Raw genomic sequence first — 20,664 nt, 5'->3', positions numbered from 1 at the left:
GCCCCATGCGTTTTCAACCAGGACACTACTGCTAAGCTTATCCACAATTGCTGGGACAAAAATCAGCAATCCGTCCTGGGTCATTTTTCAATCGGCAGGGTGGGTCAGTTTTCAATCAGCGCCAACACTGTCGTGGCATATGGCGATTCTCGACTGCTGCCAGAGAGCTTTAGGGGGGCAATGCTCACCAATACCAGCATTAAAGACCTGACCATTCAGGGGGGCCGACTGCATGCTATGAGCCAACCCAATTCGAGCAGCATGCGTGACGGCTTTTCGACTTTCTATGCCGGTGCTGTTGATGCTCCATGGATTGCTTACCTTGGGGGCGATTACACCGTTAATGAGCATGTCGGTGTGAGTCTTTACTCCAGCCAATTTAAGGATGTTTGGAATCAGTATTACGCAGGCACGTCCCTGAGCTACCCGCTCTCAGAGAGCGTCGCGTTGATCGGTGGATTTAATTACTACCGCGCGGTCGACGAGGGTAAAAAACTCCTAGGCAGCTTTGATAACAATATCTGGAGCGGCAAAGCCGGGGTCAAATTCGGCGTCCACACGTTGACCGTTGGCTACCAACGCAGCAACGGCAATGACGACTTCGATTACCTGCGCCAATCGGATTCAATTTTTCTGGATAACTCCATCCAGTACAGCGACTTCAACTCTCCGAAAGAGCAATCCTTGCAGCTACGCTACGACCTTGATATGCAAGCTTTCGGCATTCCGGGCCTAAGCTTCATGACTCGCTACGCGAAGGGGTGGGACGCTGATTATTCCAACGCGAACAGCGTGTACATGCGTCGCGGAGCAGATGGAGCGCCATTGCAAGACCAAAAGCGTTGGGAGCGAGACATTGAGGCTAAGTACATCATCCAGTCAGGCTCTCTGAAGGACATGTCTCTGCGTGTTCGCCAAGCGACCACGCGTGCTACCGATTTCGAATCTGATTTGGATGAGGTCCGACTGATTGTTGAGTACCCACTGCAACTGCTTTAACGAGCGCTAACCTGCGGCACCAATTGTTCTAATACCAGGTACACCCCGTCTCCTTGTTTCTCCTTTGGTTTGGGAGGCGGCTTAGGCGCCCTAGTGGCGCCTTTTTTTGTGGATTGACATAACTGTTGGGACGTCCCAGTCGTCATTCCAGTGTTTGCCTCGCTTGAGCAACGGCTGTCCAGGACCTCCCATCATCTTGTGACAGACAGCCATCGCTGCTTCGGACTACTGTTTGACGCCCAAGTAATCGCCAGTCGTTTTTAGTGAGATGGCCACGTCGTTGTTGCTGCGATTACGCCAAAACCAACCGTGGGTGCCGTCAAAAATGGCGGTGAACTCACCTTTATCACTTTTGACCTGCTTGCCCTTGTTGTAGCTGTGGAAGTAACCCTTTTCACCGTTGTAGGGCTCGCCATGGGTGTCGTAGTTCACTGGCCCACCAGCCGTTGTCCATTCATAGCTGACGGTTTTGTTCTTCAACATTTCCAGTTTGATTTCTGTCCCTTCACCTGGCTTGAGCGTGACGGTCATTTGATTCGTCTTCAAAGCAGGGGCAGGTGTCGCCACTGGTTGAGCAACAGGTTTCGCAATAGGTTGGACTTGCGCAACCTGCGGAGCTGGAGCTGCTGGTTGAGGTGGCGCGGCATCCGCCATAGCTTCCTGGGCAAGGATGATCTTCAGTTCGCCCATCTGGGTCAGTCCCAGTGCTCGGCCCACACCCGTTGGATCAACGGCGTATTCCGAAGGCATGACAACGGTCACCAGCAGGCCGACCGCAGTCAGCAGTGCAATGACAGTCGAACGCACCAGTTTGCGAGTGCTAGGCAATTCATTAACGGTTGGAAGCGGAGTATTAAACATGGTCAGAATTCCTTACGCGGAGACAAACAGGCCGGTGATCTGATAACCCATCAGGAGGAAACCGGCACTCATCATGGCGACGTTGGCGGTATAGGCGTGGCGCCAGAAACTGCCGGTGCGACGCCAATACCCCATCAGAATGAGAATCGCGCTGAGGGCCAGCAATTGGCCGATTTCGACACCAATGTTGAAGGCGATCAGGTTCGGAATCAGGCCATCAGGCGAGATCTCGTACTCCTGAATCTTGGCGGCCAGACCGAAACCATGGAGCAGGCCGAAGATCAGCGTGGCCACCTTGGTGTTGGGTTGGAAACCGAACCAGCGCTGGAATGCACCCAGGTTATCGAGCGCCTTGTACACCACCGAGAAACCGATGATGGCGTCGATGATGTAAGAGCTGATGCTGATCTCAGTCAGCACACCCAGCAGCAGCGTGACCGAGTGGCCTACGGCGAATAGCGTGACGTAGAGCCCAACATCTTTCAGGCGGTAGAGGAAGAAGATCACCCCGAACAGAAACAGCAGGTGGTCGTAGCCCGTCATCATGTGTTTGGCGCCCATGTAGATGAAGGGCAGCAACATGACGCCGGAGCTTTCCTGAATGAATCCCTTGTCACCTTCGGCGACGGCATGAGCCATCGCCTCGGGCATTGCGAGGAAAAGTGACGCGACAAATAAAAACAGCAGCAGTAGCAGGCGACGCGAAGGCGCAGTAAATGCGTCAACGCCGCTCATCGAGTGCGAATGCATGGATAAATCCTACGTTGCAGTGATCGTGGGCCGCTGCGCGGCCATGGTCAGGATGCGAACGAAGGACGGGGTGGACGCTCGATCAAGAAAATCGGCGGACGGGGAACGGAATAGCGGGGCGCATCGACCCGCATAGAGAGCTTCGGCTGCGCGGCCAAACTCAACGCGGATGTGAGCTGTGGCGTTTCGTGCTGATGATCAGGGGTCAACGGGGAGTGATAGTGATCTGAGCAGCTCGCACACGATATCTCGGCTTGCTCTTCATGGGAGTGATGGGCGTCTTGCGCAATCTCCCAGGCTGGCTGTTTCGATGTCACTGACAACGTATAGGTATGCCCGGCCCAAGCCACAAACATGGCGAGAGCAAGCGCGATTACCACCGTTGTTGTCAGTGTTCTGCTGAACATAGCGTTCGGGTTTCAACTCGTTTTGTAGGGCTTTGATGCGTTTGACCACATCCTCCTAGGGGGGATAGGATGCCAGCGTAATTCATTGAGGCCTGAGGCTCAAGTCATGAGTGAGCACGAACACGAACACAGCCATCCCCATACCCACCAAAGTCACGAGGCGATCATCAAGCGTCTCAAGCGAGCGGACGGCCATTTACGCGGCATCATCACGATGATCGAAGAGGGTCGTCAGTGCGTGGACATCGCCCAGCAGCTGCATGCGGTTGAAAAAGCGGTGTGCCAAGCCAAGCGCACGCTCATTCAGGATCACATTGATCACTGCCTGGAGGACACCGTCTCAGCGTTGAACAATGGCGAGCGCGCACCACTGGAAGCCTTCAAGCAAATCACCAAGTACCTCTAGGTCTGACATGCCCAACTTCGCTGAACTGCTACAACAAGGCGGGGCTCACGCCTGGCTGTATTTCCCGAGCGCTATTCTGCTCGGTGCCTTGCATGGCCTGGAACCAGGCCATTCAAAAACCATGATGGCGGCCTTCATCGTTGCCATCCGTGGCTCGGTCAAACAGGCCGTTTTGTTGGGCTTGGCCGCGACGTTGTCGCACACTGCTGTGGTCTGGGTGGTCGCCATCGGCGGCATGTACCTGGGCAAAGGCCTGGACGCTCAAACCACCGAGCCGTACTTCCAGCTCGCCTCCTCCGCCCTGATCATCGTGATTGCGCTCTGGATGCTGTGGCGTACCTGGCGCGGCGAGCAGATGTTCAAGTTCGAGCAAGGTGATGATCATCATCACGGCGAGCATGACCATGGTCACCATGATGAAACCCATCGGATCGATACGGGTCACGGGCGCATCGAACTGTCGATCTTTGAAGAGGGCATGCCACCGCACTGGCGCTTGAAGGCGTTGACCGGACACGCCTGGGCTGCCTCAGACGTTCGTCTGACTACTACCCGTCCAAACGGCAGCACTCAAACGTTTTCATTCGTCGAGCGCGCAGGTTTCTTGGAATCGAAGGTCGATATTCCAGAGCCTCATGAATTTAGTGCTCGCTTGAGTCTTGGGCATGCAGGTCACTCCCATGATTACGACCTGGAATACCAGGAGCATGACCATGGGCACGCACATTCCGAGCTGGAAGGCCTGGAGTTGTCGATTGATGGCTATCAGGATGCGCATGAACGTGCGCATGCCAACGATATCCGTAAGCGCTTCACCAACCGAGAGGTCACCACGGGCCAAATCGTCATGTTTGGTTTGACGGGCGGTTTGATTCCTTGCCCTGCCGCCATTACCGTTCTGCTGCTCTGCCTTCAGGTTAAAGAGGTCGCTCTGGGAGGCATGCTCGTCCTGTGCTTCAGTATTGGCCTGGCGCTCACGCTGGTCACTGTCGGTGCTGCGGCAGCTATTGGCGCTAAACAGGCTTCCAACCGCTGGCCTTGGCTGGGCACCGTGGCTCGTCGTGCACCGTACCTGTCCAGCGTGCTGATCATCGGTGTTGGCCTTTACGTGGGCATCCATGGCTGGATTGGCCTGAACGCATAAGGCGACGCTTGAGTGTTTGAACTCACCAGCTACGTTGGTCTGTTCCTGGCGGCATTCGGTGCCGCCACGCTGCTGCCGATGCAGTCTGAAGCCGTGTTGGTCGGGATGTTGCTCTCCGACCGGTACGTCGCTTCAGCGCTCTTGGCGGTCGCCACCTTCGGCAACGTGCTCGGTTCTGCACTGAACTGGATTCTCGGTCGCTCTATTGAGCGATTTCGCCACAAGCGCTGGTTCCCGGTGAGCGAGAGCAAGCTCGAAAAGGCCCAGCAGTCCTACCTGCGCTTCGGGCGCTGGTCGTTGCTGCTGAGTTGGGTGCCTATCATTGGCGATCCGCTGACGGTCGTCGCCGGAGTGATGCGCGAGCCATTCTGGAGTTTCCTGCTCATCGTCACCTTGGCCAAGGGTGTGCGTTATCTCGTGCTGACCGTCGTCACACTGGGGTGGGCATGACGATGGCGCATACAACCCAGCATTCCTCACTCAACAGCCGAAGCAGCAGTCTGGATCTGATCAAGTGGTTGGCGATGCTGACCATGGTCATCGATCACCTGCGGTTGGTGTGGCCGGAGATGAGCACTCTGTTCATTCCGGGACGACTGTCGTTCCCGCTGTTCTGCGTTGCCATTGCGGCCAACGTGGCGCGCTCGAAGCCGGGCGAATTACTGACTGCCGCGAACGGTCGCTACCTCGCGTTGATGCTATTGTTCGCCGCCATTTCAGAAGTGCCGTATCGCTACATCAGCACCTCGGGATCACTCAATGTGCTGGTTACATTGGCATTGGGATTGGTAATTGCCTGGGGATGGCAGCATCGCACCCTATTGAGCGGTGCTATCGCATTGATTGCCGCCGCAATTGCCTATGTGCTGGATGATCCATTGATGTATGGGTTTTACGGCGCACTCGTTCCTGCGGCGGTGTTGTTAGCGATCAAGAGTCCCGGTGTTCTTTGGTTACTACCAGCGGTTCTATGCCTGTTGAGCAACACCCGCAGTAGCATCGTGACCAGGGCGATGGACTTGGAAGTCTATTCACTGCTGGCCTTGAGCACTGCGTTCGCTGCGCCCCTGATCGGACTCTGGCTTCTGCGTCAGACGTTCACCTTCAAGGTCTGGCCGGTGCGGCAATGGGGCTACTGGTTCTATCCGGGCCACCTTGCCGCTCTGCAAGCGCTACGTTTCCTGGTTTGAGGGCTGGCCAATCAGCCTTGGCAAACGTCAGGGATTTACGATCACCTATTTGGCCATTTCCGATGCTGGTCGTCGATCACATAAGGGTGTTCGTGATCCGCACCCTCTTGGCCGTCGAAGTGAGTGTGATCGTCCGGCAGGTTCTCATGGGTGTGTTTGATCGACTCTAGGTCGTGAGCTGGGCGCCAGATCACAATGCTGACCGCCAATGCGCTACCGGCGACGATAACGAGCCCAACAAACGATGCAGTGAGGCTGATGTTGGCTCCCAGCCATCCCGCCAATGGGTAGGTAATCAACCAGCAGGCATGGGACAGCGCAAATTGGGCGGCAAACAGTGCCGGGCGATCCTCGGCGTGTGCTGAGCGACGCAACAGCCGACCGCTCGGGGTCTGGGCCAGGGAATAGCCCACGCCGAGTACCATCCACAGAGGCAACAGGAAGTTGTAGGTGGTCAGGTTGATGCCAATGGCCAAGCCTGCAACCAATATCCCTCCGCCAAACAGCATGGCCGTTCGGTCTTTGATGTTTTTCAACAGGCGAGGCAAGACCAAGGCAGCGATCATGGAGCCGCCGCCAAACGCTGCCAGCGCCAATGCCGTAGAACTCTGTGGCAGAGCGAAGCGCGACTGTACCAGCACCACCGTATTGACGATAACCATGGCACTGGCGGCAGCTACCGTCAGATTGAGAGCCAGCAGCCCCCGCAGACGGGGTGTAGCCAGGAATATGCGCATGCCTCGGGTGGTTCGCTCGTAGATGCTACGTCGCGGAGTCGGCTTCGCCTTTGGCAACAGTACCGTGGAGACCAGAGCCGCTGAGGCGAGGAAACCGATGACCGTGCCAGCAAACAGGTTATGGAAGCTGATCACCGTCAGCAGTGCGGCGGCGAGCATCGGGCTCGCGACGCTTTCGAGATCGTAGGCCAGTCGCGAAAGAGACAAGGCACGGGTGTAGTCGTCTTCATCCGGCAGTATGTCCGGAATGGTCGCCTGGAACGTCGGGGTGAACGCAGCTGAGGCCGATTGCAGAACGAAAATCAGCACATATATCTGCCAGACCTCCGTCACGAACGGCAGAGCCAGCGCGACCAGGGCTCGCACCAAATCCAGCGAGACCAACATTGCTCGACGAGGTAGGCGTTCTGCAAAAGCCGCTGCAATGGGCGCAACGCCGATGTAGGCCGTCATTTTGATCGCCAACGCTGTACCGAGGACGGCACCCGCTTGGGCACCTGCAAGATCGAATGCCAGTAGGCCCAGCGCGACAGTGGCAAGACCTGTTCCTACGAGTGCAATCACTTGGGCCAGAAAGAGATGGCGGTAGGTTCGGTTGGCTAGGATTTTCAGCATGCAATATCTCAAGTGGCGAAGTGCGTGACCAGGCGGTTACCGAACTTTTCACGAAGAGACGCAATCAGCTGGTTTCGTCTCTGTTGAGTGCGGACATCCCCCCCGGGGGGATATGGTTCGATCCTAAACCATAGACCATGGCAGCTCAAGAAATAGGCGCTACGCCATCTATCGAATTATTGAAGTGCGGCCCACCCATCGGCTTGTATTGGTTCTGCACGGCGAGGCGACGTGCTCAATGTTTCGATTGCAGCATTCAAATGCTGCCGGTCGGATGTATTCCCTCCCTGGCTTGTATGGCTAGTTGGAACGTGTGATCATACTTTCATTATAGGTAGGGGGGGTATGGTATGGGTCATGTGAGATCGAGCAAAGACAATCTTCTTAAACGCGTAAAGCGAATCGCTGGGCAAATCCAGGCGATTGAGCGAGCACTCGACTCTGATGATGACTGCTCGAAAACCTTGCTTTTGGTCGCTTCAACCCGTGGCGCTATCAATGGGCTGATGGATGAAATCATCGAAGACCACGCTCGTGAACACGTCGCGAATCCGACACTCAGCAACGAAGAAAGAGCGAAAGGCGTTGATGAGCTTCTCGAAGCCATTCGCCGCTATTCCAAATAGGATTCACCCAGATGAGTAATTCGTACACCGACTATTCCCACGACCATATGTTCTTGGGGACATCACATGAAGAAAACGCCAAGCGAACCTTGTGGGTGGTGGCTCTGACCGTCGTAATGATGGTTGCTGAAATCACCGCAGGTTATCTCACTGGCTCAATGGCGTTGCTTGCCGATGGTTTTCACATGGCAACGCACGCTGGGGCACTTGGCATAGCCGCAGCTGCTTACGGTTACGCAAAAAGACATGCCTCAAGTGCTCGTTACAGTTTTGGAACTGGCAAGGTGGGAGACTTGGGTGGCTTCGCCTCTGCTCTGATTTTGGGACTGGTCTCCTTGGGAATTGGCGGAGAATCGCTATTCCGTCTCTTCCAACCGACTCAAGTGCAATTCGGGACAGCGACTCTTATCGCAGTTGTCGGATTAGCAGTGAATATCCTGAGCGCGCTTTTGCTATCTGGCGGTCATGATCATCACCATGGGCATGACCAGGGCCACGGCCAATCTCACCATGCGCATGGCCATGACAATAATTTGCGATCTGCTTACGTTCACGTCATTGCAGATGCACTGACCTCGGTTCTGGCCATCGCTGCACTGCTTGCTGGTCGATACCTTGGTTGGGTATGGCTCGACCCTGCAATGGGGATTGTGGGTGCAGTAGTCATTGCACGCTGGGCTTGGTCGTTGATGCGGGTGACTGCGGGGGTATTGCTCGACCAGACAGATGATCATGTCGCTGAAGAGATTCGTGAGCTGGTTGAACGACCGGGAGATGCTTCGATCATTGATCTTCATGTCTGGCAGGTTGGGCCGCAAGCCCGCGCCGCGATTGTGAGTGTTCTGGGCAGCCCGGCAGTGAATGCAGAAAACATACGAGAACGGCTTGCTACGGTTCATGAAATCACACATCTAACCGTTGAATACCGCACAAAGCTGGGCGCTGACTCACCGAATCAGGTCGCCGTTCTAGCATAGCGATGAACCCGTAGCACGCATAAGTTCGACGAGGAATTGAACAATGGCCAAGGACATCGAAAATCCCTGTATTTCTGTTTGCCAGCTGAACAGTGAACTGTGCGTCAGCTGCGGTCGCACCAAGGAAGACATCAGAAAATGGAAGCGAATGAAGCGTCCAGAAAAAATGGCCGCTGTACAACGCGCGACCCTGCGTCTGAAAAGCCTGCAAAAAAAGAACTCTTAAACCACCATCATTTACGGTTTCTACTTTTTCAGCCAAAACAGTTGTCCTGATTCGGGAAGGCAAGCTGAGGGGCAACGCCATTCCCGAACTGATCACTATCGCCGTCAGCAATCTGCTGCGCAATGCTTGTCAGCATACGGAGCAAGGCGTCATCACCATTTACTTGAAGTCATATCAAATTGTTATTGAGGACAGCGGTACGGGGTTATCCGATGCGGTGCAAGCGCGCCTGTACAACTGTAGCTGATCGTCTTGGTGTATTGCTTGAGAACGAAATCGAGAGGGCATGTCCCGCTGCATGGCCATGAACGGTGACCATGTTGTGACGGGATGGATGGGGCGGGATTAGTTTTCGGGGTATTCAGCAATAACCTGATCTGTGCCGGCTTTGGTCAGGCCGATTATCTGATAAGCCTCGTGCCTAGCTAGGTTCTTTTGATCTGCTGATGGGTAATTGCACAGACTTGACCACCCGTTTGCATTTGACCTGACCAGCCATTTGCATCGGATTCGACCAGTACGTTTCTTGGCCATGGCCGGCAGAGAGCGACCAATTGCTGCCTTCGAGATTTGTCTCTGAAACAAATGGCGGTCCAGTGGGCTACCGCGAGTGTTCATACGGTATTAATCAGTTTGTCGTCGCAAGCGATGATTTCGGTGGTAGGTAACTATGGCCAACTCATTAGGGGCAACGGGGTTTTCTCGACTAGCTATCCAGCAAGGTTGGGACGCAGATCCCTTGCGGCGTATGCGAAGCGCTCACACACACACACACACACAACGCAGGAAAATTGCGTTAGATGAACAGTTCCCGCTGGCGCAAGGACCTTGCGGCTCGGCGGCCAGGTCAGCCAGTTGTTCACGAGGCTATTCTGCCGACGGAGCAATATCCATCACGCCCAGCATGTGTATCGAAATTAGCGAGTTTATGCTCAGGACATAATTTCGCTAATTTCCATACACCTTACGTCGCGACTGTAGAAAACTCCTCGTTTAGCGATCCTCATCGGCTCGAAGAACGCACTCAAGGGTGCCGGCTTCTTTCTTGGCGGAGCCTTGCTGGCATTGATCGGCTTCAAAGGCGCCTTGCTGGCCATGGCCGGCGTACTGGCGCTGATTTGGATCAGTAGCCTGATCCTGTTGAAGAAGGATTTGGGCAAGGCCAAAGCCAAGCCAAAGTTTCGCGACATCCTGTCCAAGATCCGGGCGATCAATATCCTTTCAGCGGCGCGGATGTTCCTGCTCGGTGCCCGCGATGTCTGGTTTGTGGTGGCCTTGCCGGTGTATGGGCTGGGGACGTGCTTATGGATATCGAGCGCCTTCGTGCTGCTCGCAGCTTTGATTTCGATAGCCCTGCCTCTGCATGCAAATCACTGAAATAGTCGCTTGGTCTATTTCTGGCGGCGCTAGATGCCGCCATTCTGCTGTCATTGCATGTTGACGAAATGCTTCGTCAGTTAACTGCGACTCGACAGCGATTCAATGATGCGACATTGCTCTATAACACCACCCTGACAGCAAACGCTCACACAAGTCTTTGGACCGTCAGACTCGGTTGCCGCAGTCCGGCAGCACAAACCAGCGGTTGTTTGCGGCTCACTCGGGCACTTGGTAGCTAATGCCATTGGGTCCGGCCCCGACTTTATGGCTGGCCACCACTGTGCGACTGGCAGTATCGATCACAGAGAAGGTGCCGGCCTCGATATTGCTAACAAACACATAAGCGCCGTCGCTGCTGATGGCCACGCCGTGAGCGCCCTTACCGGTGGTCAGGGTGGCGACAACGCTCAAGGTCTGCGGGTCAATCACCGAGACGCGGTCATCCGGCTCACTGCTGCTGCCCTGATTGGCCACGTAGACCTGGCGACCATCTGCCGTGGCATACATCTGAATCGGCGTTCTGCCGACGGCAACTTTACCTATCAAGCGTTGTGTTTCCGTATCGATGATTCCGAGCTTGTTCTCCGCGCTCAGCGACACATAGGCCTGCCGCCCATCTGGGGCGAAGCCGACTTGCACGGGGCCGTTACCAACGGCAATTTGCGTGGCTTCTTTCAGCGTTGCGGTATCGATTACTGATACGCTGCCACTGCGCATATTGGCGACATACAGCATCTTGCCATCCGGGCTCAGGCGTAAACCATGGGGGAAACTACCGGTCTTGACAGTGCCCAGCTGAGTGCGTGCTTGTAGGTCAAACACCCGCACCAGATTAGCGGCAGAGTCGCTAACGAAAGCTCGCTGTCCGCTCAGGTCAGTCACCACGTGGGCGGGATGTTGCCCCGCCGGTAGGCTAAAGGCCGGTTTATCTAGCGTGGCAGTGCTGAACACCAGCAACTCACCCGCCTTCATGGCTCCTGTTTGATGCTCAGCATGCGTAGGCATGCCCACCACCAGTAGCAAGCGTCCATCGGCGCTGATTTGTAAATTATGCGGTGCAATATTCAGGGGCAGCGTTTTGACCACACCCGTGTCGAGCCTGACTTGGCTAATCGAACTGTCGCGCTCATTGGCCGTGTACACGGTGCCAACTGGCGCTGCCAGCGCTACGTTTAAAGCCAGCGCGAGACTGGACGCCAAAAGCAGTTTGAACTTGAACATGAGCGCTGATCCTTTTAGCGAAACAGTGACTATTGCGACTGGTATTCGGCGAGCAATCGCCTGCCTATCATGCTGCGCCGCCGCAACCAGTCGCTCATTGATCATGATCAACTACTCGGCATTGAGCGCTACGGGAAATGTAGTTATTGCTCACGGTAAGACGAAGCGAAACAGCTCAGCCGACTTGCCGGGAAACGTCAGTTTGAGCACAGCTTTGCTGCCTGCTGCGGCTTGGTAAGAGCATTCCGCCAACAGCGCGTTGTCGCCGGAGGGTGCCAGCGGCAAGACTTGCTTGGCACTGCCGCTCAAGAGCGTGACTTCGCCCAACGCACCGTTGCTGGTGATCGGGTTATAGGTAGCATCATGGCGCAAGCATTTTGGTTTGCTCGTCGGAGACGGACACATCGATCACGGTCCAGTCAGCTACCAGGCAATACGCTTTGCCCGGAAAATGCGCCTCAACAAACGACACCGCTTCGGCATCACTCAGAACACTGCCAATCAAGCTGTTTCCTTTACCAGCGAGTAAATCGATCAAGCCCGACATTTTCCATACATTCCTCCGGGTTTGCCTAAGAAGAAATATGCGTTCGTTCTTACAACCTATCCGCATCGAGAAGGGCTTATTAGCCTCCTGCGTCGATCTCTATCAGCTGTGTTTTGGCGCATTGCCGATAGAGTTCGATCCCGGATTGATTATAAGGGTCGTCCTCTGTCCAATCAGAAAGCCAGACCGCTGGATGATATTGCGCATGCAACCAGGAGCCGTGCAGCAGTGGCGGACACGATTACTTCATAGTCCGCTTCCTTGCGAGAGTTTAGATTCAACAGCGAGGCGCCGGCGGCGCATCAAGCGGTAAGCTGCCGGAATAACAAACAGGGACAGTAAGGGCGCGGTGACCATGCCACCGACCATGGGCGCAGCGATGCGGCTCATCACTTCGCTACCGGAACCGCTGCCCAATAGGATCGGTAACAGGCCAGCAATGATGACCGCCACCGTCATGGCCTTGGGTCGAACCCGCTGCACGGCTCCTTCGCTAATCGCTGCGATTAGCCCACGCTCGGTATTGTCGCCGGCCTCTACACGTTCGGCCCAGGCGTTTTTCAAGTAGAGCAGCATGATCACGCCGAATTCGGCAGACACACCCGCCAGAGCGATAAAACCGACGCCAGTAGCCACCGACAGGTTGAATCCCAGCAGATAGAGGAACCACGCCCCACCTGTAAGGGCGAACGGCAAGGTGGCCATGATCAGCAAAGCCTCGTCGAATCGGGAAAACGTTAGGTACAGCAGCACGAAAATAATCAACAGAGTGGCTGGCACCACCAGCTTGAGCCGTGCGTTGGCTCGTTCAAGAAACTCGAACTGCCCTGAGTAACTCAGGCTCATGCCTGGCTGCAGCTTGACCTGTTCACTCACAACCCGACGTAGATCAGCAACCACTGAGGCAATGTCCCGGCCACGCACGTCGATGTACACCCATCCGGAAGGTCGGGCATTTTCGCTCTTGAGCATCGGCGGGCCTTCACTGACCTTGACCTTCGCCACCGTGCCCAGGGTGATCTGACTCCCCAGCGGGGTGTAGATCGGCAGTTGCTCCAAAGCGCCAAGCGAATCACGCCACTCTCGGGGATAACGCACATTGATCGGGAAACGGGCGAGCCCTTCAATGGTCTCGCCAACGTTTTCACCACCAATAGCACCGGCGACGATCGACTGCACATCAGCGATATTCAATCCATAGCGGGCAGCGGCTTTGCGGTCGATATCCACATCGATGTAACGCCCACCGGTTAATCGTTCGGCAAGTGCCGAACTGACCCCAGGCACATTTTTGGCTACGCGCTCGACCGCCTGAGTAGCCGCATCGATCTCCGTCAAATTGGTGCCGGCAATTTTCACTCCGATCGGACTCTTGATCCCGGTGGCGAGCATGTCGATGCGGTTGCGGATCGGGGGTATCCAGATATTGGTCAGGCCCGGGACGCGTACCACTCGATCCAGCTCTTCCACCAGTTTTTCCTGGGTCATACCAGGGCGCCACTGCTCGCGCGGTTTGAACTGGATAGTGGTCTCGAACATCTCCAGCGGCGCCGGGTCGGTGGCGGTTTCGGCGCGACCAGCCTTACCAAAAACGTGTTCGACTTCGGGTACCGTCTTGATCAGGCGGTCGGTCTGTTGCAGCAGCTGCGCCGCTTTCTGCGCCGACAACCCTGGCAGAGCCGAAGGCATATAGAGCAAATCGCCCTCGTCCAGCGCAGGGAGGAACTCGCCACCCAAGCGAGAGATCGGCCACAATGCGCTGAGGAAAACCATTAACGCGATCAGTAGGGTGACTTTGGGCCGACGCAATACCGCATCCAGGGCTGGCTGATAGATCCTGATCAACCAGCGGTTCAGCGGGTTCTGGTCCTCTTTGGGGATCCGCCCACGAATCCAGTAGCCCATCAGCACCGGCACCAGAGTTACCGACAGTCCGGCCGCCGCAGCCATAGCATAGGTCTTGGTGAAGGCCAATGGACCAAAAAGACGACCCTCTTGAGCCTCCAGGGTGAACACCGGGATGAACGATAGGGTGATGATCAGCAGGCAGAAGAACAGCGCCGGTCCAACCTCCGCCGCCGCTTCGGTCACCACATGCCAGTGACGTTCGCCCTTCAACTCCTCCCCAGGATGGGCCACATGCCAGGCCTCGATCTTCTTGTGGGCGTTCTCGATCATTACCACGGCGGCGTCGACCATCGCGCCGATGGCAATGGCAATCCCGCCAAGGGACATTATGTTGGCGTTGATTCCTTGATGCCGCATGACGATGAAGGCAATGAGCACCCCAACCGGCAAAGAGATAATGGCCACCAGGGATGAACGCAGGTGCCAGAGAAATATCCCACAGACCAACGCGACGACGATGAACTCCTCAAGCAGTTTGTAGCTGAGGTTTTCCACGGCGCGGTCGATCAGCTTGCTGCGGTCGTAGGTGGTGACGATTTCCACCCCGGCCGGCAGGCTGCTTTTCAGGTCATCGAGCTTGGCCTTGACCGCCGCAATGGTTTCGCGAGCGTTCTTGCCGCTGCGTAGAATCACCACGCCGCCGACGGTCTCGCCTTCGCCGTCGAGTTCAGTGATGCCGCGGCGCATCTCCGGCCCCAACTGGATCGTCGCCACGTCGCCGAGGGACACAGGCACCCCGCCAGCACCGAGCTTGAGCGGAATCGCACGAAAGTCGTTGAGTGTCTTCAGATAACCGGAAGCGCGCACCATAAACTCGGTCTCCGCCATCTCCAGCAACGCACCACCGGTTTCCTGATTGGCCTTGCCGATAGCCTCAGTCACCGCTGCTTGAGTGATGCCCAGGTTGGCTAGTTTCAGTGGATCGAGCTGCACCTGGTACTGTTTGACCATGCCGCCCACGGTGGCCACTTCCGCAACATTCGGCAGGGTCTTGAGTTCGAACTTGAGGAACCAGTCCTGCAAGGCGCGCAGTTGCGCCAAGTCGTGTCCGCCACTGCGATCCACCAGTGCGTACTGATAGATCCAGCCCACGCCTGTGGCGTCGGGGCCCAAGGACGGTTTGGCGGAAGCCGGCAGGCGGCTTTGAACCTGACTCAAATATTCCAGCACCCGCGAGCGGGCCCAGTACAAGTCCGTACCGTCTTCAAACAACACGTACACGAAGCTGTCGCCAAAAAAAGAATAGCCGCGTACGGTCTTAGCCCCCGGCACCGAGAGCATGGTGGTGGCCAACGGATAGGTCACCTGGTTCTCAACTATTTGCGGCGCTTGTCCTGGATAAGGGGTACGGATGATCACCTGAACATCAGAGAGATCCGGAAGTGCATCGATCGGGGTGCTCTGAACCGACCAGACGCCCCAGACCGTGACGAAGATCGTGGCCAGCAGTACCAGGAAGCGGTTGGCGACTGACCAGCGGATAAGGGCGGCGATCATGGCTGGCCCCCTAGTTTTTCCAGGCGTTCAACGCGCAATCCATCATCGGTTTGGCTCACCGCAACCCGAACCGTGTCCCCCGCCTTGAGTCCTTGCTTGAGAGCAGGGTCAGCCAATGGGAAGGTCATAGTCATACCAGGCATGCCCAGCGTCTTGAACGGACCAAGGGCGATTGTTACGTCTTGGTTATTGATCTCGACGATCTGCCCATCCGCCTCATGAAAGCTGGAGGCTGCTGCGCTGGGTGGTGACATTTCCAGCGTGCTCGCAACAATGCCCTTGAGACTGGCCTCAGAGTCGAGCAGGAACTGTCCAGAGCTGACTACCTGCTGGCCTTCTTCCAACCCCTTCAACACCACCGTCTTGCCTTCGTTTTCCTGCCCGAGTTGCACCTCTACGGGTCGGTAGCGACCAGCGTCTTCGGCGAGCATCACCAGGACCCGTCGACCGGTACGAATGATTGCCTCGCTCGGCACCCACAGCACGCTTTGTTCGGTCGAACGATTCAGGTGCACCTGGGCCGTCATACCCGGCCTGAGTCGCCCATCAGGGTTGGGCAGTTCGACCCGCACACGCACAGTTCGGCTGTCGGGATTGGTTTCGGGCAGAATCGCACTGACCGTGCCCTTGAGCACTGTTCCCGGAAAGGCTGGCAGACGTGCTTCTACCGCTTGCCCCATGATGATCGACCCAGTTTCCGACTCTGGAACGGCCACTGCCAGCCAGACGCTACTCAAGCCATTGACTCGAGCCAGAGTCTCGCCGGCCGCCACGGTCATACCCGAACGTACATTCAACTCTTGCAGCACACCGCTTATGGGGCTGGTGAGCGTCAGGACCGGCTGGGTCCTGCCGCTTCGCTCCACTTGAGCAATCAACGTCGCTGGCATCCCGGTCAAGCGCAAGCGTTGGCGCGCTGCCGCCAGCAAGTCGGCATCGCCACTGCGTTTGAGTGCGAGAAACTCTTCCTGAGCAGCGGCCCACTCCGGGACCAGGATATCGGCCAAAGCCGCATTCGCTTTGAGCACATCACCTGGAGCACGGGCATACACCCGCTCCACAAAGCCAGCAGTACGCGATTGAATCACCGCAACATCCCGTTCGTTGAATGCCAGCACACCGACCACGTCCAGGCTGGAAGCAAGCACGCCGCGAGTGACGGTAGCTAGTCGCAAGCCGAGATTCTGGGTAAGGCTGGGGTCGATACTGATGGCCGCACTGTCCGCTGCAGCATCAGCGTAGCGGGGCATCAACTCCATATCCATGAAGGGAGATTTGCCTGGTTTATCGAACTTCTGCTGCGGGGACATCGGGTCGTACCAATACAGTACTTTGCGTTCGTCTTGGGCTTTAGGGGCCTGTTCGGCTGTGCCATCAGGTATGCGCTGTTGAGCGAACCAGTAACCGCCGGCAGCGCCCAAGGCAATCGAGAGGCCTGTCAGCAAAGCCCCTTTCCAGATTCGAGTGCTCATTGATTGGCGTCCCCATAAGCAAAATACAGGCGAGCACTGGTGAGGGCTCGCTGTTCTTCGAAGTCGATCTGTTTGAGGCGGGTCTCGATGAGTTCACGTCGGGCCGCGATGACAGCCGCCAAGTCGCTTTTACCGGCACGGTAGCTGGCCATGGTCAGCCCAACCTTTTCCTTGGCCAAGGGTAACAGGCTGTCCTGGCTGCGGCGCACAGCACGGTTCAGACGCTCGTATTCGGCCAGATCGTCCTCCAGTTGCTGGGTATGTTCACGTACGAGAGCTTCGCGCTCGGCCTCTAACTGATTCAGTTCGGCGTGTTTGGCGGCGATCTTCGGGTTTTGTCGGGAGTCGGGAAACAGTGGCAGGTCGAACGTGAACTGCACGCTGACCATGTCGCCGAACTGACGGTTGCGGCGCTGGTAATCAAGCTCCCAACTCCAGTCGGACTGCTTTTCGGACTCTGCTTCACGGACCTTGGCCTGCGCTTCGCGAGTCATTGGCGCGTATGCCGCCAGTGCGGGGTGATATTGCAGCTTATGGGAATAACCCGAGGCGTCGATGGGCCATTCGGGCAAGCTACCGACGGGCTGGTCATTGGCGGCCGGACCTATCCAGCGTCTGAGAGCCGCTTTGGCTTGTGCCCTCAAGCGGATCAGATCGTCCTGTTGTTCCGCCAACTGAGCCGCCTCCTGTTTCGGAGTTACTGCATCGGCAGGCTGAGCACGACCACCGGCGATCTGCGCCCGGACGGTATCAGCCAACAGACGGTTCTCACGGTAAAAATCCTGAAACAGCGCCTCTTTACGCTCGACGGAGTAGCTGCTGATCCAGGCCAATGCCGTGGCCTGACGAACGTTCAAGCGCTCGACACGGCTTTCGGCCGCGGCTCGATCTACGGATGCCTCGGCAACTTCAATGCGCGCCCTACGCTTGTCACGGTTGGGTACCTCCTGCATGACGCCGACCATCTGCATGGTCATGAAGTCCTGCTCGAGGCGCCAGCGGTCAGGGCCACCGATGGGATAGTTTTGTACGCCCAGCAGGAGCTTCGGGTCGGGTAGTTCACCGGCTGGAATTGCGGCGCTGCTGGCCGCTTGCAGTTTGGCCGCTTGGGCGGTCAGTGATGGTGCATTGTTTTCAGCCAACCGTAAGGCTTCGTCGAGTGTCAGGGGCGCAGCATGGCTTGGCAATGCCAGCATGCTTGCCGCCAGGGCAGCCACGAGGGGCCAACCGGTGCAGTAGCACTTGGGCTTCATGTTCACGATTCCTGTGATGATCCACTGCGCGCCTCTTTAAACATGCGCACAGATATGCCATCCCGCGCCAGAGCAGGATGAGGCTTAGTGTGGTACAGGAATCAAGCGCGAGGCGGTCGCCAAACCCCGGACGGGGCCTGAGTAGGGAGGGAGTCGCTGAAGATTGTTAGCATCTGCGAACTGGACAAACGAGTGGCAGGTTTCCCCAACGACACTTGTAGCAAGCTGGCGCTCCTGCATTCCTGGCCAGGTTTGCAGGATTTGCCATGATCGGCGGAGCTGCTCATGTCGCCGTCCTGATTCATATCACCCATCATAGTCATGCCCGTCGTTTTCATCGGGCAAGGTTCTATCGGTGACTGAATGCCCGCCATCCCGCTCAGGGGAAGCGCCAGGCTGATCAGGAAAATGAGGCAACACCGCAGATAGCGTTTCATGCGAGGGAGTCTAGTCGCTGGTGACGGGCTATACCATTACGAATCTGTCAGGAAGAACCAGCCAGATAGCCCAGCAGGTCAACATGAGTCTCCTTGCCTAGAAACAAGGACTCGCTAAACAGCGAAGCCTGACTCCCTGAGCATGGAAGTAGTAAAAGCTCATAGAATACCGTTCGGTATCACGTCTGATTGGTTTTACTATTAGTGTGGCCTCGGTAGCCAGCTGCCGTAGCTGCAAAGCGAGGGAGCCCACTAGCCTTTGTTTACACGGTCATGCTCAAAGGGTTCGATAAGCTGTCCAAGGTAATTTTTGGGGTAATCCGTTTCATGCAATCCGACCTCGGCTTGGCCTAGTCTCCCCAGACTGTCATAGAACGTGCCAAATATTCGGTCCCACACCATCAGAAACTCACCATAGTTGACCTGGGCGTCTTCAAAGTCGCGTTTGTGATGCCAGCGATGAATTTCGGCAACACCGATAATGTGGCGCAACCATCCCACCCGGTAGTCCAGGTTCGAATGCTGGAAGGCCAAGTGCACTGTTAGAACTCCAAACCAAGTGGCCACAACTGCGGAGGGTGCGCCTGATGCGAACAGGATCACCAGCCCCGGACTCGCCATAAGCACCGCGTGCAACGGATGTCGTCGCTCCCCGTTCATCCAATACAACCGCTCGGCGCTGTGATGAGGCATGTGAAAACGCCATAGCCAATACACTCGGTGACTGATCCGATGCATCGCATACAGGCTCAGATCGAGCACGGCGATGACCAGTAGCAACTGCAGCCACAGCGGGCTCTTGTTCGGAAAGAGACGAACCGAAGCTGGCACCGCATCACCAAACTCGACCAGGACTCCAACGGTGAATTGAATGACGGAAAGGTTCACCAGCATGTGCAACAGGTCTGTCGCGGTGTCTTGATGATCCTCAAGCCAGGCTTCGCGGAAAGGTTGGATGCGCTCCAAGCCAGCGATGAGCAAAAGTCCCACTGCCGCAACTAGGGGAGTCGTGGGCCAATACGGTACGCCGGTATACAGCGTCCAGATCATAAAAGTGGCAGAGCCGCCAAACACAAGTGGATAGCTCACCCACCGTAAGGCGAATCGGAGAAAGGAAGGCATTGCTCAGCTCCTGGATATGGAACCATCACAATATGTGTAGAAGCCAGCTTTCGGCTTGAACGAAAGAGCTAAGTCTCCTGGAGATGAACTTCAGCCAAGGCGGATGACGGATCGATACCCAGTAGCGCCCGGAATGTCCGGGAGAAATGAGCCGAGTCTGAAAAACCCGCCTGATGAGCCGCGTCGGTCAGCCGTGCACCTTTGGCCAAATGCTGCAGGGCTTGCGTGAGACGTAACCATCTCGCGTAACTGCGAAGCGGCAGCCCCGTATGCTCCACAAACCAATGAGAAAACCGCGTGGGGGATAGATGTACCACCGCGGCCAACTCTTCGCGTCCCATTTGGCCTCTGCTCAGCGCCTCAATTACCTTGATCAAGCGAGGATCTGGGGGCGGGAGATCGGGCAGTCGCAGCGCCTGGCGCACCCCGGTCCTAACCTGGAGATCAGTGTGTCCTGGCTCGTGCAGTGCGTCGACTATTGGCGCTACGTCCGCCGGAGTGATCAAAATCACCCTCGCGTCTTCCGCACCCCGCAGAGCGCGGGCTTCCTCGGACAGCGCATCCACATAGATCGACAGAACGTGACCGGCGCTCAACTGGTGTTTCAAACCGGCCGGAATGAAGATGGCGCCCCCTGTTTGAATACCCATCGGGGTTTGAACCGATACAGTTGAGTCGAGGCCAACTGAGATCTGATGCGCTTGATGGAGGTGCCATTCTTGGTGACCGGCACGGCCATAAAAGACACCGATACCAGGGCCAACCCATGCATGACCTGCCCAGCGCACGGTCTCTGCTGTAACCCAGCTCTTCATTCTCTAGCTCGGCCTACTTCCACTTTTGTTCGTGCCGACTGCACACGTATAGTCATTCGGCATCTGACTGCGGC

21 protein-coding genes and 1 pseudogene are annotated in these 20,664 nt (G+C 56.5%); 10 read left to right on the top strand and 12 right to left on the bottom strand.

Features of this window, described 5'->3' with window-relative positions:
* On the top strand, positions 1-999 hold a 999-nt coding region (locus FQ185_RS24075), incomplete at its 5' end, for an OprD family outer membrane porin (RefSeq protein WP_256730481.1).
* 225 nt (positions 1,000-1,224) lie between these two features.
* Here FQ185_RS24075 and FQ185_RS24070 read toward each other — a convergent pair.
* Positions 1,225-1,860, bottom strand: a complete 636-nt coding sequence (locus FQ185_RS24070) for a transmembrane anchor protein (protein ID WP_149419601.1) — start codon at positions 1,858-1,860, stop codon at positions 1,225-1,227.
* Between the two features lie 12 nt (positions 1,861-1,872).
* Complete coding sequence (locus FQ185_RS24065) at positions 1,873-2,610, bottom strand: HupE/UreJ family protein (RefSeq protein WP_149419600.1); 738 nt, start codon at positions 2,608-2,610, stop codon at positions 1,873-1,875.
* A 513-nt stretch (positions 2,611-3,123) separates the two neighbouring features.
* On the opposite strand from FQ185_RS24065, the gene FQ185_RS24055 reads away from it, so the two are divergent.
* Genes FQ185_RS24055 through FQ185_RS24040 form a run of 4 tightly spaced genes read left to right on the top strand, consistent with a single transcriptional unit; the run spans position 3,124 to position 5,757 of the window.
* Positions 3,124-3,423 (top strand): metal-sensing transcriptional repressor, encoded by a 300-nt coding sequence (locus tag FQ185_RS24055; RefSeq protein ID WP_069557030.1) that lies wholly within the window; start codon positions 3,124-3,126, stop codon positions 3,421-3,423.
* 7 nt (positions 3,424-3,430) lie between these two features.
* The gene (locus FQ185_RS24050) at positions 3,431-4,567 is read left to right on the top strand and encodes a nickel/cobalt efflux protein RcnA (RefSeq protein WP_149419598.1); all 1,137 of its coding nucleotides are present in this window, start codon (positions 3,431-3,433) and stop codon (positions 4,565-4,567) included.
* Between the two features lie 12 nt (positions 4,568-4,579).
* The gene (locus FQ185_RS24045) at positions 4,580-5,017 is read left to right on the top strand and encodes a YqaA family protein (protein ID WP_149419597.1); all 438 of its coding nucleotides are present in this window, start codon (positions 4,580-4,582) and stop codon (positions 5,015-5,017) included.
* On the top strand, positions 5,014-5,757 hold the full coding sequence (locus FQ185_RS24040) for a TraX family protein (protein ID WP_149419596.1): 744 nt from the start codon (positions 5,014-5,016) through the stop codon (positions 5,755-5,757). Before FQ185_RS24045 ends, FQ185_RS24040 begins: the two co-directional genes overlap by 4 nt.
* A 41-nt stretch (positions 5,758-5,798) precedes the next feature.
* Here the strand turns inward: FQ185_RS24040 and FQ185_RS24035 are convergent, their stop codons facing one another.
* Positions 5,799-7,109 (bottom strand): MFS transporter, encoded by a 1,311-nt coding sequence (locus tag FQ185_RS24035; RefSeq protein ID WP_149419595.1) that lies wholly within the window; start codon positions 7,107-7,109, stop codon positions 5,799-5,801.
* Positions 7,110-7,459: 350 nt separating this feature from the next.
* On the opposite strand from FQ185_RS24035, the gene FQ185_RS24030 reads away from it, so the two are divergent.
* The 5 genes and pseudogenes from FQ185_RS24030 to FQ185_RS24010 all read left to right on the top strand — a co-directional run.
* Complete coding sequence (locus tag FQ185_RS24030; RefSeq protein ID WP_028621219.1) at positions 7,460-7,735, top strand: metal/formaldehyde-sensitive transcriptional repressor; 276 nt, start codon at positions 7,460-7,462, stop codon at positions 7,733-7,735.
* Between the two features lie 11 nt (positions 7,736-7,746).
* On the top strand, positions 7,747-8,712 hold the full coding sequence (gene dmeF / locus FQ185_RS24025; RefSeq protein ID WP_028621218.1) for a CDF family Co(II)/Ni(II) efflux transporter DmeF: 966 nt from the start codon (positions 7,747-7,749) through the stop codon (positions 8,710-8,712).
* 43 nt (positions 8,713-8,755) lie between these two features.
* On the top strand, positions 8,756-8,938 hold the full coding sequence (locus FQ185_RS24020) for a DUF1289 domain-containing protein (RefSeq protein WP_017341650.1): 183 nt from the start codon (positions 8,756-8,758) through the stop codon (positions 8,936-8,938).
* 46 nt (positions 8,939-8,984) lie between these two features.
* Positions 8,985-9,185: an ATP-binding protein gene (locus FQ185_RS31190; protein ID WP_371926672.1), complete on the top strand. Its 201-nt coding sequence runs from the start codon at positions 8,985-8,987 to the stop codon at positions 9,183-9,185.
* A gap of 746 nt (positions 9,186-9,931) precedes the next feature.
* Positions 9,932-10,225 (top strand): annotated as a pseudogene (locus FQ185_RS24010) (MFS transporter); the annotation flags it as partial.
* A gap of 309 nt (positions 10,226-10,534) precedes the next feature.
* Here the strand turns inward: FQ185_RS24010 and FQ185_RS24000 are convergent.
* The 9 genes from FQ185_RS24000 to FQ185_RS23960 all read right to left on the bottom strand — a co-directional run bounded on the left by FQ185_RS24000 (position 10,535) and on the right by FQ185_RS23960 (position 20,590).
* The gene (locus FQ185_RS24000) at positions 10,535-11,539 is read right to left on the bottom strand and encodes a cytochrome D1 domain-containing protein (RefSeq protein WP_028621216.1); all 1,005 of its coding nucleotides are present in this window, start codon (positions 11,537-11,539) and stop codon (positions 10,535-10,537) included.
* A 150-nt stretch (positions 11,540-11,689) separates the two neighbouring features.
* Positions 11,690-11,911: a hypothetical protein gene (locus FQ185_RS23995; protein ID WP_149419594.1), complete on the bottom strand. Its 222-nt coding sequence runs from the start codon at positions 11,909-11,911 to the stop codon at positions 11,690-11,692.
* Positions 11,901-12,086 carry a hypothetical protein gene (locus FQ185_RS23990; RefSeq protein ID WP_149419593.1) on the bottom strand — a complete coding sequence of 62 codons (186 nt, stop codon included), beginning with the start codon at positions 12,084-12,086 and terminating at the stop codon, positions 11,901-11,903. The genes FQ185_RS23995 and FQ185_RS23990 overlap by 11 nt, the downstream gene beginning before the upstream one ends.
* Positions 12,087-12,332: 246 nt before the next feature.
* Positions 12,333-15,491: an efflux RND transporter permease subunit gene (locus tag FQ185_RS23985; protein WP_149419592.1), complete on the bottom strand. Its 3,159-nt coding sequence runs from the start codon at positions 15,489-15,491 to the stop codon at positions 12,333-12,335.
* The gene (locus FQ185_RS23980) at positions 15,488-16,963 is read right to left on the bottom strand and encodes an efflux RND transporter periplasmic adaptor subunit (RefSeq protein ID WP_149419591.1); all 1,476 of its coding nucleotides are present in this window, start codon (positions 16,961-16,963) and stop codon (positions 15,488-15,490) included. Before FQ185_RS23980 ends, FQ185_RS23985 begins: the two co-directional genes overlap by 4 nt.
* A complete protein-coding gene (locus FQ185_RS23975) occupies positions 16,960-18,216 on the bottom strand; it encodes a TolC family protein (RefSeq protein WP_149419590.1) in 1,257 nt (418 codons plus the stop codon). The genes FQ185_RS23980 and FQ185_RS23975 overlap by 4 nt, the downstream gene beginning before the upstream one ends.
* A gap of 101 nt (positions 18,217-18,317) precedes the next feature.
* Positions 18,318-18,653, bottom strand: coding sequence for a hypothetical protein (locus FQ185_RS30735; protein ID WP_149419589.1), 336 nt, complete (start codon positions 18,651-18,653; stop codon positions 18,318-18,320).
* Positions 18,654-18,905: 252 nt separating this feature from the next.
* On the bottom strand, positions 18,906-19,775 hold the full coding sequence (locus FQ185_RS23965; protein WP_149419588.1) for a sterol desaturase family protein: 870 nt from the start codon (positions 19,773-19,775) through the stop codon (positions 18,906-18,908).
* Positions 19,776-19,843: 68 nt separating this feature from the next.
* On the bottom strand, positions 19,844-20,590 hold the full coding sequence (locus tag FQ185_RS23960; RefSeq protein WP_256730478.1) for a helix-turn-helix transcriptional regulator: 747 nt from the start codon (positions 20,588-20,590) through the stop codon (positions 19,844-19,846).
* Positions 20,591-20,664 lie beyond the last annotated feature (74 nt).

The sequence above is a fragment of the Pseudomonas sp. ANT_H12B genome (assembly GCF_008369325.1).
In the GTDB taxonomy this organism is placed as follows: Bacteria; Pseudomonadota; Gammaproteobacteria; order Pseudomonadales; family Pseudomonadaceae; genus Aquipseudomonas.
This window is presented reverse-complemented; position numbering and strand designations above follow the sequence as displayed.

Excerpts from the sequence above, each read along its gene's own strand:
- FQ185_RS24020 (WP_017341650.1), top strand. The coding sequence starts at position 8,756 with ATGGCCAAGGACATCGAAAATCCCTGTATTTCTGTTTGCCAGCTGAAC.
- FQ185_RS24055 (WP_069557030.1), top strand. The coding sequence starts at position 3,124 with ATGAGTGAGCACGAACACGAACACAGCCATCCCCATACCCACCAAAGT.
- FQ185_RS24040 (WP_149419596.1), top strand. The coding sequence starts at position 5,014 with ATGACGATGGCGCATACAACCCAGCATTCCTCACTCAACAGCCGAAGC.
- FQ185_RS24070 (WP_149419601.1), bottom strand. The coding sequence starts at position 1,860 with ATGTTTAATACTCCGCTTCCAACCGTTAATGAATTGCCTAGCACTCGC.
- FQ185_RS23985 (WP_149419592.1), bottom strand. The coding sequence starts at position 15,491 with ATGATCGCCGCCCTTATCCGCTGGTCAGTCGCCAACCGCTTCCTGGTA.
- dmeF (WP_028621218.1), top strand. The coding sequence starts at position 7,747 with ATGAGTAATTCGTACACCGACTATTCCCACGACCATATGTTCTTGGGG.
- FQ185_RS23960 (WP_256730478.1), bottom strand. The coding sequence starts at position 20,590 with ATGAAGAGCTGGGTTACAGCAGAGACCGTGCGCTGGGCAGGTCATGCA.
- FQ185_RS24035 (WP_149419595.1), bottom strand. The coding sequence starts at position 7,109 with ATGCTGAAAATCCTAGCCAACCGAACCTACCGCCATCTCTTTCTGGCC.
- FQ185_RS23980 (WP_149419591.1), bottom strand. The coding sequence starts at position 16,963 with ATGAGCACTCGAATCTGGAAAGGGGCTTTGCTGACAGGCCTCTCGATT.
- FQ185_RS24000 (WP_028621216.1), bottom strand. The coding sequence starts at position 11,539 with ATGTTCAAGTTCAAACTGCTTTTGGCGTCCAGTCTCGCGCTGGCTTTA.
- FQ185_RS23965 (WP_149419588.1), bottom strand. The coding sequence starts at position 19,775 with ATGCCTTCCTTTCTCCGATTCGCCTTACGGTGGGTGAGCTATCCACTT.
- FQ185_RS30735 (WP_149419589.1), bottom strand. The coding sequence starts at position 18,653 with ATGAAACGCTATCTGCGGTGTTGCCTCATTTTCCTGATCAGCCTGGCG.
- FQ185_RS23990 (WP_149419593.1), bottom strand. The coding sequence starts at position 12,086 with ATGTCGGGCTTGATCGATTTACTCGCTGGTAAAGGAAACAGCTTGATT.
- FQ185_RS24030 (WP_028621219.1), top strand. The coding sequence starts at position 7,460 with ATGGGTCATGTGAGATCGAGCAAAGACAATCTTCTTAAACGCGTAAAG.
- FQ185_RS24050 (WP_149419598.1), top strand. The coding sequence starts at position 3,431 with ATGCCCAACTTCGCTGAACTGCTACAACAAGGCGGGGCTCACGCCTGG.
- FQ185_RS24065 (WP_149419600.1), bottom strand. The coding sequence starts at position 2,610 with ATGCATTCGCACTCGATGAGCGGCGTTGACGCATTTACTGCGCCTTCG.
- FQ185_RS23975 (WP_149419590.1), bottom strand. The coding sequence starts at position 18,216 with ATGAAGCCCAAGTGCTACTGCACCGGTTGGCCCCTCGTGGCTGCCCTG.